Origin of the sequence: Xanthomonas sp. GPE 39, from assembly GCF_000963005.1 — a bacterium.
Taxonomy (GTDB): domain Bacteria; phylum Pseudomonadota; class Gammaproteobacteria; order Xanthomonadales; family Xanthomonadaceae; genus Xanthomonas_A.
Window position 1 is genome coordinate 3,319,714 of record NZ_JZHZ01000007.1, and the last position, 12,686, is coordinate 3,332,399.

General features: G+C 65.1%; 12 protein-coding genes. 5 read left to right on the plus strand and 7 right to left on the minus strand.

The genetic code is table 11. The features are described from left to right. Positions 1-159 precede the first annotated feature (159 nt). The 6 genes from XALGPE39_RS13935 to XALGPE39_RS13960 form a co-directional block, all read right to left on the minus strand. The gene (locus XALGPE39_RS13935; RefSeq protein WP_045728698.1) at positions 160-1,341 is read right to left on the minus strand and encodes an ABC transporter permease; all 1,182 of its coding nucleotides are present in this window, start codon (positions 1,339-1,341) and stop codon (positions 160-162) included. Then, positions 1,338-2,084: an ATP-binding cassette domain-containing protein gene (locus XALGPE39_RS13940; protein ID WP_045728699.1), complete on the minus strand. Its 747-nt coding sequence runs from the start codon at positions 2,082-2,084 to the stop codon at positions 1,338-1,340. Before XALGPE39_RS13940 ends, XALGPE39_RS13935 begins: the two co-directional genes overlap by 4 nt. Before the next feature lie 31 nt (positions 2,085-2,115). Then, entirely contained in the window at positions 2,116-3,630 is a 1,515-nt protein-coding gene (locus XALGPE39_RS13945) for an alpha/beta hydrolase (RefSeq protein WP_045728700.1), read from the minus strand. Positions 3,631-3,707: 77 nt separating this feature from the next. Beyond that, positions 3,708-3,908: a helix-turn-helix transcriptional regulator gene (locus XALGPE39_RS13950; RefSeq protein ID WP_045728701.1), complete on the minus strand. Its 201-nt coding sequence runs from the start codon at positions 3,906-3,908 to the stop codon at positions 3,708-3,710. Further along, positions 3,905-4,483: a hypothetical protein gene (locus XALGPE39_RS13955; RefSeq protein ID WP_045728702.1), complete on the minus strand. Its 579-nt coding sequence runs from the start codon at positions 4,481-4,483 to the stop codon at positions 3,905-3,907. The genes XALGPE39_RS13950 and XALGPE39_RS13955 overlap by 4 nt, the downstream gene beginning before the upstream one ends. Positions 4,484-4,713: 230 nt before the next feature. After that, the gene (locus XALGPE39_RS13960) at positions 4,714-5,424 is read right to left on the minus strand and encodes an FAD-binding oxidoreductase (protein ID WP_045729234.1); all 711 of its coding nucleotides are present in this window, start codon (positions 5,422-5,424) and stop codon (positions 4,714-4,716) included. 155 nt (positions 5,425-5,579) lie between these two features. Here XALGPE39_RS13960 and XALGPE39_RS13965 point away from each other — a divergent pair, with 155 nt between their 5' ends. The 3 genes from XALGPE39_RS13965 to panE are packed head-to-tail and all read left to right on the plus strand — an operon-like array spanning position 5,580 to position 8,359. Further along, the gene (locus XALGPE39_RS13965) at positions 5,580-6,563 is read left to right on the plus strand and encodes an ABC transporter ATP-binding protein (RefSeq protein WP_045728703.1); all 984 of its coding nucleotides are present in this window, start codon (positions 5,580-5,582) and stop codon (positions 6,561-6,563) included. Between the two features lie 16 nt (positions 6,564-6,579). Further along, positions 6,580-7,395, plus strand: a complete 816-nt coding sequence (locus XALGPE39_RS13970) for an ABC transporter permease (RefSeq protein ID WP_045728704.1) — start codon at positions 6,580-6,582, stop codon at positions 7,393-7,395. A gap of 19 nt (positions 7,396-7,414) precedes the next feature. After that, positions 7,415-8,359, plus strand: coding sequence for a 2-dehydropantoate 2-reductase (gene panE, locus XALGPE39_RS13975; protein WP_045728705.1), 945 nt, complete (start codon positions 7,415-7,417; stop codon positions 8,357-8,359). A 145-nt stretch (positions 8,360-8,504) separates the two neighbouring features. Here the strand turns inward: panE and XALGPE39_RS13980 are convergent, their stop codons facing one another. After that, positions 8,505-9,302 carry a TatD family hydrolase gene (locus tag XALGPE39_RS13980; protein ID WP_045728706.1) on the minus strand — a complete coding sequence of 266 codons (798 nt, stop codon included), beginning with the start codon at positions 9,300-9,302 and terminating at the stop codon, positions 8,505-8,507. Positions 9,303-9,400: 98 nt separating this feature from the next. On the opposite strand from XALGPE39_RS13980, the gene hrpB reads away from it, so the two are divergent. Together hrpB and XALGPE39_RS13990 are read left to right on the plus strand one after the other, a co-directional pair. Further along, positions 9,401-11,998 (plus strand): ATP-dependent helicase HrpB, encoded by a 2,598-nt coding sequence (hrpB, locus tag XALGPE39_RS13985; protein WP_045728707.1) that lies wholly within the window; start codon positions 9,401-9,403, stop codon positions 11,996-11,998. Positions 11,999-12,196: 198 nt separating this feature from the next. Then, the gene (locus XALGPE39_RS13990) at positions 12,197-12,610 is read left to right on the plus strand and encodes a hypothetical protein (RefSeq protein ID WP_045728708.1); all 414 of its coding nucleotides are present in this window, start codon (positions 12,197-12,199) and stop codon (positions 12,608-12,610) included. Positions 12,611-12,686: the final 76 nt, after the last annotated feature.

The following is a 12,686-nucleotide window of genomic DNA, read 5'->3' on the forward strand; positions in this document are numbered from 1 at the left end:
TTTTGTTCGCCACTCCAAGCCAACGCGACGCGCCATCGAGTCGTGCTCACACAAGCGATGCCGAGCACAGCCGCCAACGACGCCAAGGCATGGAGAGCGCACGACCGCGCCCAAGGCACGCAGCACCTCAGCAGGCAGGCCGCATCCGCCCAGCCGTTGCTATCCGGCAATCGCCAACTGCTCCTGGCGGTAACGGCGCACCGCAGCCAACCATAACAGTGCGGCCAAGCCGAAACCGGCGATCAGATAGACCGCCCAGATCTGCGGGTCGATCGGCTCGCGGCGGATGATCTTCAGCAGCATCTGGTTCTGCGCCAGAAACGGCACCGCGAACTGCCATGGCATGGTTTTCAGCGGATACACCATCAGCGCGTAACCGGGCAGCATCGGCAGCAGCATCAGCCAGGCCATGTGGCTCTGCGCCTCCTTCATGCTCTTGGCCGCTGCGGCCAGCACGGTCAGCAGCGAGGTCCCGATGAACAACATCGGCAACAGCACGAACAGCATCTGCAACATCGCCACGACACTAACGTTGAGTTGCTGGCCGATGCCACTGGCGACTTGCGCGCTGAGCTTGAACGCGAGCAGGGTCAGCAGCAGCGAGACCAAACCGACCAGGCAGGCAGCGGCGATCTTGCCGCTGACGATGGCGCTGCGCGAGGCCGGCGTGGCCAGCAACGGCTCCAGCGACTGTCGCTCGCGCTCGCCAGCGGTGGCGTCGAGAATCAAGTGAGCACCACCGATGAACGAGGTGATGGTCAGCAGCACCGGCAGCAGCATCGCCAGCAATGCCGCACCCTTGGCTTCGGGCGTGGCCAGATCCTGGACAGCCACGTCCAGCGGTCGCGCGACCTGCGCATCGATCCCGCGCGCCATCAGCCGCAGCGCGCCGACCTGCTGGCTGTACATGCTAAGCGCCGCCTGCACCCGGGTAGTCGGGATATCGGCATCGCGGCGGGTGCTGTCCTTGATGATCTCCACCAGCGCCGGGTGTCCCTGGTGCCAGGCGTTCGGGTAGTCCTCGTCGATCTTCAACGCCAGGTCCACGGTTTGACTGCGGATCGCTGCGCTCAAGTCCTTCGGGGGTGGAACCGCATTCAATCCCTGCATGGCGAGAAACGCCACCAAATTCGGCGCGCGCTCACGGCCGATGACCGGAATGTCCAGCGGTTTGTCGATCTGGGTGCGGACCCGGCTCTCGGCCAACGCGCCCATTCCCAAAATCAGCGCCGGATAGAGCAGCGGGCCGACCAACAACGCCAGCGCCAGAGTGCGGCGATCACGCGAGAGGTCGCGCAGTTCCTTGCGCATCACGGTGAATACAGTGTGGAGCAGGCTCATGCGTGTAACCCCTCGTCGCTGCCAATCGCCTTGACGAAGGCGTCTTCCAGATTGTCTTCGCCGGTCAGCGCACGCAGCTCCTCAGCGGTGCCCGCGGCCACCACCGTGCCGTTGGCGACGATGACGATGCGATCGCACAGCGCCGCCACCTCCTGCATGATGTGGCTGGAAAAGATCACGCAGCGTCCTTGCGCGCGCAGTCCGCGCAGGAAACCGCGCAGCGCACGGGTCGTCATAACGTCCAGGCCGTTGGTAGGTTCGTCGAGGATCACATTGCGCGGATCGTGGACCAGCGCGCGCGCAATCGCGGTCTTGGTGCGCTGGCCCTGGCTGAAGCCTTCGGTCTGCCGGTCGAGGATATCGTCCATGTCCAGCGCCGCCGACAACAACTGGGTGCGCTCGGCAATCCGCGCCGCCGACAAACCGTGCAGTTCGCCGAAGTAGGCGATGTTCTCGCGCGCGGTCAAACGCTTGTACACGCCGCGTGCGTCTGGCAGCACGCCCAGCGCACGCCGCACCGCCAACGGATCTTCGGCGACGTCGATGCCATCCACGCGCACCTGGCCCTGGTCGGGGGCCATCAGCGTATAGAGCATGCGCAAAGTGGTGGTCTTGCCGGCGCCATTGGGACCGAGCAAGCCGGTGATCTGGCCATCTGCGGCCTCGAAGCTGACCCCCCGCACCGCCTGCACGCGACCGGCCTTGGTCTTGAATGCCTTATGCACGTTGTCGACAAGAATCATGCGCAACTCTCCCGGTCTAACGATGCGCAGCTCATGGTTCCCATCCATTGAATGAAGTGAAGGCAGGCACGCCGCGCATCGCATCCAGGCAACTGGCATCGAGGTGCTTGGCATCGGCGGTTTCGAAGAACCGACCCAATAACTTGGGCATGCACCCCAAGGTCATGGTGCCGTGCCCCTGTCCGCGCAGCAGCAGATGGCGGCCGTTGGGCAGATCGCGCAGCACGCGCTCGGCATAGCGCGGCGGGGTCACCGGATCTAGTTCGCCCGAGGTCAGCAACACCGGCAGGTTGGAGTTCAACGGCGCGGTGAAATCGGCGGGGCGGGTGCCCGTCGGCCAGGCCGGGCAGGCGGCGAAAAACATCCGCGCCACCTCCGGCCCGAGCAGGGTGTCGTGCCGTGCCGGTGCGCGGTAACGGTCGGCGTCTTCGGCGCAGATCACCGACCACTGCATGCCACGGTTCATTTGATCCTGCATCTGCAAGTCCATCATCCGTGCCAGGGACATCAACGGCGCATAGCGACCATGGGCGGCCTCGTCCAGGGTCAACGGCAGCAACGCGGAGGTTTGCGGCGCATAGGAAAAGGAAAACGCCAGGTTGGTGACGGTATCGGCAGTGACCTGATCGTGCGTACTCTGACCACTGGCCGGGTCGCGATAATCCACCGCCACCGGCGTCTGCCGCAGCCGCTCCACCACCGTGCGCAACTGCATGCGCGTATCGACCGGGAAGCGTTTGGCGCACGCCGGCGTGGCCTTGCACTGCTGCGCCTGCAGGGTGATCGCATCTTCGAAGGTCGTGGCGAATTCGCCGCCGACCACCAGATCATTCGGCACCACGCCATCGAGTACCACGCTGCGCACATGCGCCGCATAGCCACGCGCGTACTGCTGAGCGACACGGGTGCCATAGGAGCCCCCGATGAGATTGATCTTGTCCACGCCCAGCGCTGTGCGCACCGCATCCAGGTCGGCAATCGCCTGAGTGGTGGTGTAGTGGCGCGGGTCGGCGTGCCCCTTGAGCGATTGCGCGCAACGCCTGGCGTAATCGAGCACTTCTGCAGGGCTGGGCGCGCGCACCGAGTCGGCCGGCGGCAAGGTCTTGCCGTCCGCGCCAAGGCAGGTCAACGGATTGGACTGCCCGGTGCCGCGCTGATCGATCAGGAACACATCGCGGCGCCTACGCGTTTCGTGCAATGCCAGATCGACAATACTGGCGACCTGGGTGGCAGCCTGACCCGGGCCGCCGGCCAGGAAGAACACCGGGTCAGGGTCGCTGCTGCCCTGACCGGTCACCGGCAACCAGGCGATGTTGAGCGCGATCTTGCGCCCGTTCGGTGCGGCCGGATTCTCCGCCACCGGCATGCGCGTGCACTGCGCCTCGACGTTGTTGGCCGCAAGCGGACTGGTCAATGTGCAAGGATGGAAGCGCAGCATGCCGTAGCTGCGTCCCGGCGTCTGCGCTGCCGGCACCGGATTGGCCTGGCAAGCGGCCAGCAAAAGGGTGGCCGCCATGATCGCCAACGGCATCGAACGGTATCGCATGGGGCGCATCCTTGAAGTCATGCCACGCAGGATGCCATGCCAGGGCACCACGTCGTTGTTAGTAGATGCATGTGGGGTCACGCAGGATCCTCGTAAAGAAACATGTCCTCGATGCGGTGCCCGAACAGCCGCGCGATGCGAAATGCCAGCGGCAAGCTCGGGTCGTACTTGCCGGTTTCCAGTGCATTGATGGTCTGCCGCGACACGCCCAGACGCTCGCCCAGTTCGCCTTGCGACCAGCCACGCGTCTCGCGTAGCTCGCGGATCCGGTTATTCATTGATAGCGGCGCGCGTTCACGATCTTGATCATCCCGTAAGCGATGCACAGCGCAGGAAATACCCACAGCATCACCTCCGACGCCGGCAGCGTGATCATGTCGGCGGCCTGTAGAAAACCTGCCGTCATGTACCCAGCACAGAGCAAGCCGGCAGCGAGAGCGATTGATTCCAGTTCGATGCGCCGCTGCATTTCGTCGGAGTCGCGCACGAAACGTGCTACCGCACGGATCACCAACAGCAGCAGCAACGCAGGCAGTAACGCGATCACCATACGTAACCAGAGGCTATCGACGCCGCCAAGCAAACGCTTCCAGCCCAGCATCACCAACACGTAAGCCAGCATCGGTGGAAAGAATTCGCGGTAGTAGCGCCGCGCCAGTGACGGCAACGCGCTATCAAGCAGGCTGGCCGGCGACCACCACGAAAGCAGCGCCAGAACCAAACACACGATGCTGGCGCTAAAGCACCGCCTACGTAAATGCACATCACCGTGAAACGGCAACCAAACGGCAGCCATTAGGAACACCACGCTCAGGCACAACGCCGCAATTGCATTGCGCTTGCACCCGCTCACTGCTCACCCCCGACCATCGTCACGCACCATTGGACGCCACCGCCACCATGGCCCATCGTCGTATTCCGCATACGCCCTCCTGTCAAGCGAACTTGACAGGAGAATGCACGCCGAAATTCTTCATGTCAAGCTTCCTTTACAACAGGGAAACATTGCTTGAATGAGGCGCGTATGCGGCGTGCCAGAGGAAACACCCAGGCGCACTGACAAACCGCACGCGTAGACAAACGCTACTTACTGCTGACGTACTTCTCGCGGCGAATGTGCTGCACCGGCAGGCCAGCGTCCTTCAACGCCTCGAAGCAGGCATCGACCATGTTCGGGTTGCCGCATAGATACGCAATATCGCCCTCGGCCTGCGGTGCAAATTCCGGCAACCATTGCTGTACATACCCATGGCGTACATCGGCATGCGGCGCTTGCGGCAATTCGCGCGAAAAACACGGCACGAAGCGGAAACGCGGATGCGCGTCGGCAAAGGCACGGAACTCATCGCCATACAGCAATTCGTCCGGTGTCCGTGCGCCCAGCAGCAGCACCACCTCCACGCCGCGTTCGGCCATCGCCTTCTCCAGCAACGGCAGCATCGAGCGATACGGCGTGACGCCGGTACCGGTGGCGATCAGCAGGTAACGGCGGTTGGTCTCCTCCGGCTGCAAACAGAAACGTCCAAAGGGGCCGCTCGCCACCACCTGACCTCCGATTTCCAGCGCCTCGAACAAGGCAGTGGCCGCGCCGCCAGCGACAAAGCTCACCGCGATCTCCACCGTCGCATCGGCGGCCTGCGCCGGGTCGTGGCGAGTGGCCAGAGAATAGCTGCGCTTGGTGGCGGTGCCGTCGGCATACTGAAAATGCACCTGCACAAATTGGCCAGGCAGGAACGGCAACGGCTCTCCGTCGTCGCGAACGAAACGGTAATGGCCGACGGATGGCGCCAGCATGCGGCGATCGACCAACTTCAGCGGGAATTGGGCAGGCACGTCGTTGCAACAGTCTATGGCCGTGGGCGACGCCACGCGGTCTTCTATAATAGCCGCTGCACTTCTCCAGCGCCGTCGACGCGGCGCGAAGGCCTACTTTGACTCCCCCATCCCCCATGCCCTCGCATTCCCCCACGCCCGCACTTCGGGTACGCGACCTGCGCAAGACCTACGACAACGGCGTGCAAGCATTGCGCGGCGTGTCGCTGGACGTGATGCCTGGCGACTTTTTCGCCCTGCTTGGCCCCAACGGCGCCGGCAAATCCACCCTGATCGGCATCATCAGCTCGCTGGTCAACCTCAGCGCCGGTCAGGTCGAGGTGTTCGGCACCGACCTGAGTACCCAGCGCAGCGCCGCAATGCGCCTGATCGGCCTGGTGCCGCAGGAAATCAACTTCAACCTGTTCGAAAAACCATTCGACATCCTGGTCAACTACGCCGGTTTCTACGGCATGCCGCGCGCCGAGGCCGAACAACTGGCCGAGACCGAACTGCGCCGCGCGCACCTGTGGGAAAAAGCGCAGGTGATGAGCCGCACGCTGTCCGGCGGCATGAAGCGACGCCTGATGATCGCCCGCGCGATGATGACCCGACCACGCCTGCTGATCCTCGATGAACCCACCGCTGGCGTGGACATCGAAATCCGCCGCGACATGTGGCGCGTTTTACGCGAGATCAATGCGGCGGGCACCACCATCATCCTGACCACGCATTACCTGGAGGAAGCGGAAAATCTGTGCCGCAACCTGGCGATCATCGACCGCGGCCACATCGTCGAACAAGGCCCGATGCGCGCATTGCTGGCCAAACTGGACGTGGAAGGTTTCCTGCTGGATATCGATGGCCAATTGCCGGCGCAGTTGCCGAGCATCGAAGGCACCACCCTGTTGGCGCAGGACGCGCACACCCTGGACCTGGACATGCCACGCGCGATGGACCTCAACCGGGTGTTCGCCACACTCGGCGATGCTGGTATCCGCGTGCGATCCATGCGCACCAAGAGCAACCGTCTGGAAGAACTGTTCGTCCGCCTCACCGGCGAACACCGCAACACCGGATCGGGCAATACCGCCGCGCCGCAACCGCCCGCCTCCCCCTAACCACACGGCGACGACCATGACCACGCCTCCCGCATCCCCGCAACACTTCTCCGATCCCACCCCCGCGCAACGCAACTGGGTCGCCCTGCTGACCATCGTGCGCCGCGAGGTCAAGCGCATTCTGCGCATCTGGGGCCAGACCCTGGTGCCACCGGCGATCACCATGACCCTGTACTTCATGATCTTCGGTGGTTTGATCGGTTCGCGCATCGGCGAGATGGGCGGCTACAGCTACATGCAATTCATCGTGCCCGGCCTGGTGATGATGAGCGTGATCCAGAACAGTTACGGCAATATCAGTTCCTCGTTCTTCGGTGCCAAGTTCGGTCGCCATGTCGAGGAATTACTGGTCAGCCCGATGCCCAACTGGGTGATCTTGTGGGGCTACGTCGCTGGTGCGGTCCTGCGCGGGCTGATGGTCGGGGTCATCGTGCTGATTATCGCCATGTGCTTCACGCAGCTACACATTCCGAATCCGCTGGTGACATTGAGCACATTCCTGCTCGGCGCGACCATCTTCTCCCTGGCCGGCTTCATCAACGCGGTGTACGCGAAGAAATTCGACGACGTGGCAATCGTCCCGACCTTCATCCTGACTCCCATGACCTACCTTGGCGGCGTGTTCTACTCGACCAAGCTGCTGCCGGGCTGGGCCGAGGCCGCCACCCACGCCAACCCGATTTTCTACATGGTCAACGCCTTCCGCTATGGACTGCTTGGCACCAGCGACGTGCCACTGTGGGTGGCCTATACGCTGATGCTGGGCTTCGTCGCGGCGCTGGCGGCACTGGCGCTGTGGCTGCTGCGGCGCGGGGTCGGGTTGCGTAGCTGACAGTGGCGAACAAGACCGCATGCGCATCCTGATCCTCGGCGCCGGCGCGACCGGCGGTTACTTTGGTGGACGCCTCGCACAAGCGGGCGTCGATGTCAGCTTCTTGGTGCGGCCAGCGCGTGCGGCGCAGTTGCGCGGCGACGGTTTGCGCATCCGCAGCCCGCATGGCGACGCGACGATCGCGGTGACCACGCTCACCGCCGACACGTTGGTGTCGGTTGCCGATGCGCAGCCGTTCGATCTGCTGTTGCTCAGTTGCAAAGCCTACGACCTGGACAGCGCACTGGAGGCAGTCGCTCCAGCGCTGCACCCGGATACCTGCGTGCTGCCGATCCTCAATGGCCTGCGCCACTACCCACTGCTGGACGCCCGCTTCGGCGCCGAACATGTGCTGGGTGGACTGTGCTTCATCAATGCCGTGCTCGACCGCGATGGCACGGTACAGCATCTGGCCAAACCAGCATCGCTCACCTTCGGCGAGCGCGATGGACGCGGCAGCGACAGCCCGCGTGTGCGCGCCTTCGCCGCCGCCTGCACGCAGGCCGGACTGGATCACCTGGCCACACCACGGATCGCACAGGAACAATGGATCAAGTACACGTTCCTGACCGCACTCGCCGCAGCGACCTGCCTGATGCGCGCACCGATCGGGGCGATCGTCGCCAGCGATGACGGCGTGGCACTGCTATGCGGGCTGTATGCCGAGTGCGTGGCCGTCGCCGACACCGCCGGCGAGCCGATCCCCGACGCGGCGCAGGCCAACGCACTGCACTTGTTGACCCGGCCCGGCTCGCCGATGAAAGCCTCGATGCTGCGCGATCTGGAAGCAGGACACCAAGTGGAAGCACAGCACATCGTCGGCGATATGTTGGTGCGTGCTCGCAACGCCGGTCACGCTGCGCCACTGCTGATGGCCGCTTACTGCCATCTACAGGCGTATCAGACCACCCTATCTGCACCCTAGACGCTGCGTTGCACTGGCGTTGCCAGCCAATCGCATCCGAACGTCAGCACGGCGCATGCAACCATCCTAGGTACCCGCCGCTCCTACAACTGCCAGCCTGCACAAGGGCGGGAATTGGAAATCCCGTTGCGCCCCACAGGGCGACTCACGCCACGCCAGGCAAACGGAAAAACGCCCGCGACGCTGCGGTACTGGTCATCGCGGTGGTCGCCACGTCCTCGCCACGGTCGCGCGCCAACTCCTCGACGATATGTGCCAGAAACGCCGGCTCGTTGCGTCGGTCCTTCGGTGTCGGCTTGAGCGTGCGCGGCAGCAGGTAGGGCGCATCGGTTTCGATCATCAACCGTGCAGCGGGAATGTGCCTGACCAATTCGCGCAAGTGCGCGCCACGGCGCTCGTCGCACAGCCAGCCGGTGATACCGATGTACCAATCGCGGTCAAGATAATCGAACAATTCCTCGCGCGTGCCGGTGAAGCAGTGCACCACCGCCGGACCGAGCTTGCCATCGAACTGCCGCATCAACGCCAGGAAATCGGCATGCGCATCGCGTTGATGCAGGAACAGCGGCTTGCCGATGTCGGCGGCCAGTTGCAGTTGCCGCTCGAAAGCGCGGTGCTGCGCCGGGCGTGGAGAGAAATCGCGGAAATAATCTAAGCCGCATTCACCCACCGCCACTACCTCGGCATGGGTATGCAGCGCGCGTAGCTCGGCATCGCACTCTGCGGTGTATTCCAGCGCGTGGTGCGGGTGCACGCCGGCAGTGGCGTAGAGCAGGCCGGGATGCTGCTGCGCGAGTTGCAAGGCCAGCGGCGAGTGTTCGCGGCTGGCGCCAGTGACCACCATCTGCGCGACACCAGCGGCGCGGGCACGTTGCAGCACCGCGTCGCGGTCGCGGTCGAAGGAGTCATGAGTAAGATTGGCGCCGATATCGATCAAGGTCATGCGGATACGCGCAAGAGCAGCCAGGAAAGCGAACGATTGTACGGGCCAGACCGGCACTGCCGCTCTACAGCGACGCGCCCGCCCCGTATCCTTGGCCGATGACGTCCACCGTGTTTCCGATCGATCCACTCCTGCCGCAGATCCGCGACAGCCTCGCCGCCCACCCGCGCCTGGTGCTGGAAGCCCCACCCGGCGCCGGCAAGACCACCCAGGTGCCGCCGGCCTTGCTGGACGCGCCGTGGCTACAGGGCCGTCGTATCGTGATGTTGGAACCGCGCCGGGTCGCCGCGCGCAGCGCCGCCACGTTCATGGCCCAACAGCGCGGCGAGGCCCCCGGCGAGACCGTGGGCTACCGCATCCGCTTCGAGAACAAGATCTCCGCACGCACCCGCATCGAGGTCGTCACCGAGGGCATCCTGACCCGCATGCTGCAGGACGATCCGCTGCTCGAGGGCATCGGCGCGCTGCTGTTCGACGAATTCCACGAGCGCCACCTGGCTGCGGACTTGGGCCTGGCGTTGGCGCTGGACGTGCAGGCACAAGTGCGCGAGGACCTGCGCATCGTGGTGATGTCGGCGACACTGGACGGCGAACGCCTGGCGCAATTCCTCGACGCGCCGCGACTGTCCAGCGCCGGGCGCAGTTTCCCGGTGGAGATCGCGCATTTCCCGGCACGACGCGAGGAATCGCTGGAAGCACAAACGCGCCGCGCCATCGACCACGCGCTGCAGCAGCATCCCGGCGATGTGCTGGTATTCCTGCCAGGGCAACGCGAGATCGCGCGGGTACACGCGGCGCTGGAAGCGGGTGGGATTGCAACGGGCAACAGCGCGGACGCCGGCGCGACACATCCAGGCGCTTGTCCGTCAGCACACGACACCGCGCCCCCTGCGCTCCACGCGGCAGCAGCGAACAGGGTGGAGGTACTGCCCTTGCACGGCGAGTTGCCGGTCGAGCAGCAGAGCAAGGTTCTGCAAGCCGATCCGCATGGCCGGCGACGCGTGGTGCTGGCGACCAACGTGGCCGAATCCTCGGTCACCCTGCCCGGCGTGCGCGTGGTGATCGACGCGGGGCTGGCGCGCGAACCGCATTACGATCCCAACAGCGGTTTCTCGCGCCTGGACGTGACGACTATCGCGCAGGCTTCCGCCGACCAGCGCGCTGGCCGCGCCGGTCGCGTTGCCAGTGGCTGGGCGTATCGGCTGTGGCCACAATCGCAGCGCCTGGAGGCACAACGGCGCGCGGAAATCCTGCAAGTGGAACTGGCCGGCCTGGTGCTGGAACTGGCCGCCTGGGGCAGCGACGGCCTGCGCTTCGTCGATCCACCGCCGACCGGCGCACTCGCTGCCGCGCGCGAATTACTGCAACGGCTCGGCGCGCTCGACGCAAACCAGCTCATCACCGCCGATGGCCGCCGCATGCTGGCACTCGGCACGCATCCACGGCTGGCGGCGATGCTGTTGGCGGCCACGGATGCGCGCACCCAAGCGTTGGCCTGCGATCTAGCCGCGCTGATCGAGGCACGCGACCCGCTACGCCAGGGTGGCGATGCGCTGGCCGCGCGTTGGCGCGCGCTGGCCGCATTCCGTCGCGGACGCGTGCCGCACGATGCCCACCGTGGTGGTCTGGCCGCAATCGATGCCGCCGCCGCGCAATGGCGGCGCCGTTTACGTAACACTGCCGTTGCGCCGGAGAGCGTGGACGCGCACGTGCTCGGCGACCTGCTCGCCCACGCCTTTCCCGACCGTATCGGCGTGCGTCACCCGCATGATCCGTTGCGCTACCTGCTGGCCAACGGGCGCAGCGCACGCTTGTTCGAACACAGCGACCTGCGCGGGGAACCCTGGCTGGTCGCCACCGAACTACGCCACGAGGCCAAGGACGCCTTGCTGCTGCGCGCCGCGCCAGTGGACGAGAACGCCCTACGTGCGCAATTTCCGCAGCGCTTCGTGCAACAGGACGTGGTGCGCTGGGATGCAGAACGGCGTGCGCTAAGCGCGCTGCGCGAAAGCCGCTTCGACCGCATCGTGCTCGACAGCCGCCCTGCCGGTCGCGTCGACCCGGCGCATGCGGCGACCGCACTGACCGAAGCAGTGCGCGAGCTGGGCCTGCACGCATTGCCGTGGAGCGAGGACGTGCGGCAATGGCGTGCGCGCGTGATCGGGCTGCGGACATGGATGCCGGAACTGGACCTGCCGGATCTGCGCGATACAGCGCTGCTGGACAGCCTGGAGGACTGGCTGCGTCCGGCCTTCGTCGGCAAGACCCGGCTCGACGCACTCGGCGAGGACGCACTCGCAGAGGCATTGAAAACACGATTGCCGTGGGACCGACGCCAAGCCATCGACCGCCACGCCCCCGTGCGCATCGCGGTGCCATCGGGCATGGAGCGGCGCATCGACTACGCGCTGGACCACGCCGGCCAACCACAACCGCCGGTACTGGCGGTCAAACTGCAGGAACTGTTCGGACTGACCGACACCCCCCGCATCGCCGATGGCCGCGTGCCACTGGTGCTGCACCTGCTCTCGCCCGGTGGACGGCCACTGCAAGTCACCCAAGACCTGCGCAACTTCTGGTCCAACACCTACCCGGAAGTGAAGAAAGAAATGAAGGGCCGCTATCCACGCCATCCGTGGCCCGATGACCCCTGGACCGCCACCGCCAGCCACCGCGCCAAACCGCGCGGCACCTAGCGTCGCTAACAAAACCAAGGCGGCGCTGAGCGCACCCGCCCGACAACAACGCACGACACGTCCTGCGCCGCTTCTAGCGCATGTTGCTTGCGCGCAACGATCTTCAGCGCGCAGCCGCATCGGGGTTACAGCGCTAACGTGCTGTATACGCTATGCGAGGGACACTAGCTCCCTTCCTTCCTGCACGTAGGAACGCCCATGAGCAAGCTGACCATCATCACCGACCGCGCTCTGGACCTGGCCAGCCATGCCGGAGATAGTCTCAAGCATCTCGGCCCGCAGGCGAACAAGTGGTTGCACTCGGGTATGACCATCGGCGCAATCAAAACGGGCGCGGCGCTGGGCGCGGTGAAGACCGGCGGCAAGGCAGCACGCAATGCAGTGCGCCGCAATCCGGCATTAGCGATTGCGGCGGCAGCGGTAGGCGTGGGCCTGATCGGTTACGCCCTCTATCGCAAGCGCCAACGCGACAAAACCGCGCCCATCGAGGGCAAGGCACAGCGCATCGAGACCAGCAAGCGCAGCAATAGCAACAGCGGTGCGGGCCGCAGCACATCGGCCACACGCCGCGTGCGCCGTAGCAAGACCGCACAGGACGCCACCGAACAATAAGCAGTCGCGTCGCGACATCGCCCGGCCGCAGCCAGACACAACGCCGCGACCGGGCGACACCACTGGATCGCGTTTT